The sequence below is a fragment of the Thermococcus sp. genome (genome assembly GCF_027023865.1).
Taxonomy (GTDB): Archaea; Methanobacteriota_B; Thermococci; order Thermococcales; family Thermococcaceae; genus Thermococcus.
This window is the reverse complement of sequence record NZ_JALVUC010000009.1, coordinates 1-2027: the sequence shown is the minus strand read 5'-3', so window position 1 is coordinate 2027 and position 2027 is coordinate 1. Positions and strand designations below refer to the sequence as shown.

General features: G+C 53.6%; 3 protein-coding genes. All 3 read right to left on the bottom strand.

Annotated elements, in window-relative coordinates; translation table 11 throughout:
* Positions 1-202 (bottom strand): hypothetical protein (locus tag MV421_RS02365; protein ID WP_297517785.1); only part of this gene is annotated, 202 nt, incomplete at its 3' end.
* 163 nt (positions 203-365) lie between these two features.
* Positions 366-551, bottom strand: coding sequence for a hypothetical protein (locus tag MV421_RS02360; RefSeq protein ID WP_297503750.1), 186 nt, complete (start codon positions 549-551; stop codon positions 366-368).
* A gap of 52 nt (positions 552-603) precedes the next feature.
* A partial coding sequence (locus MV421_RS02355) for an AAA family ATPase (protein WP_297517782.1) occupies positions 604-2027 on the bottom strand: 1424 nt, incomplete at its 5' end.

The following is a 2027-nucleotide window of genomic DNA, read 5'->3' as shown; positions in this document are numbered from 1 at the left end:
AGGAGGTCAGCGTCTCCTCAAGGAGTGAAACCTTGGAGTAGTATACCAGGGAAACGGTCTTGTGATGGGTTAACGGTGCCATCGCGAAGCCGAGGACTAAATCCACGGTGAAAACACTGAGGAGGGGAAAGAACACCACAAGGGTCGTTGACAGACCTGACGGGAACTTTGGTTTGATCTTGGCTAGAAACCAGAGGAGCACGAGGTTGGTCCGAAGGTGTAGAGAAGCACGAAGGGATAGTAGACGATGCTCTCCGTTCCCATAGAACCACCGGAAGAAATACGATCCGGTGATTATTAACTTTATTGCTCCCAATTGCAAAAACACAACGGCGGGGGAAGGAATCAACTCTCCCCCTCGATTTCTATCCCCTTGCATTGATGGGAAGCTCCTTCAGTTCGCCGACAACCCTCTCCGCGACCCTGTTCGAGCGGGCCAGCATCACGCCCCTTGTTATGCCGTAGCCGATGGCCTTCCTGACCTCATCCTCGTACTTGGCAACGAACTTCTCGGGTATGCTTAGCAGAACTCCGTATATTATCTCCTTCACCTCCGGATTGACAAGACTGAATGAACGCCGGGAGTTAAAAGAAAGGGCGGCATCAGCCGCGCGACTGCTTGAACTGCTCCTGCATCTTTCTGTAGTACTCCATGGTCTCATTACCAACGCTTGGGCCTATCTTCTCAAGCGCCTTCTCGAAGTCCTCCATCGTGACCTTGACCTGTTGCCTTACTTGGTCGGCCTTCATGCCTGGCCTTATGATGCCCTCCTGGAGTGCCCTGCGCATTGCGAGCATAGCTGCCTCTCTCACCACGGCCTCGATGTCGGCACCTGTGTAGCCCTCGGTTCTCTTAGCCAGCTCTTCAAGGTTCACATCCTCAGCCAGCGGAACCTTTCTGGTATGTACCTTGAATATCTCTAGCCTAGCCTTCTCATCCGGTGCTGGAACGAGTATCAGTCTGTCGAACCTTCCTGGCCTAAGTAGCGCCGGATCTATGATATCCGGCCTGTTGGTTGCACCGATAATGACAACCCCACTGTTCTCCTGTATTCCGTCCATCTCCGTGAGGAGCTGGTTGATGAGCCTGTCAGTGACGTGATTGGTGTCAGTTCCTCTGCGTGGGGCTATTGCGTCGATCTCGTCGATGAAGATGACGGTTGGGGCGGCCTGCCTTGCCTTCCTGAAGATCTCACGGATGTTCTTCTCACTCTCACCAACCCACTTAGAGAGAACCTCTGGGCCCTTGATAGCTATGAAGTTTGCCTCACTCTCGTTGGCGACGGCTTTAGCGAGCAGAGTCTTACCCGTCCCAGGAGGACCATAAAGCAGGATTCCCTTCGGTGGGTTGATGCCAAGCCCTGTGAAGGCCTCTGGGTACTTGAGCGGCCACTCAACAGCCTCACGGAGTTCTTCCTTGACTTCCTCGAGGCCCCCAACGTCGCTCCAGTGGACATTTGGAACCTCCAGCAGGACCTCCCTGAGGGCACTCGGCTCTATCATCTTCAGCGCCTCGTAGAAGTCCCTCTTTGTAACCTTCAGCTCCTCTAGAACCTCTTTGGGTATATGCTCTGCCTCAAGGTCTATCTTTCCATCCTTGATGAGTCTCCTGAGCGCTGCCATTGCTGCTTCTCTGGCGAGTGCCGCTAAGTCAGCACCGACAAAGCCGTGCGTGACTTCGGCTAACTCCTCCAATAGACCGTCGATGAGTTTGCCTTTGACCTCATCATGGAGCCTACCATCTGGATCAGCATTGTGGATAGCTCCTTTTATCTCCTTCTCATTTTTAGCCTTCTTGACTTTCATTATAGCCCGTTCAGCGGCGTCGCGGTAGGTCTCGTTCCTCTCAAGCTCCTCGAGTATCTCGATGACATTACCCCTCCTGAACTCCGGCTCGATGGGCATGCTCCTTGTGTGTATCTGGAGTATCTCCTTTCTGCCCACTTTGTCAGGAACACCGACCTCAAGCTCGCGATCGAACCTTCCAGGCCTTCTCAAAGCTGGGTCTAACGCGTCGGGTCTGTTCG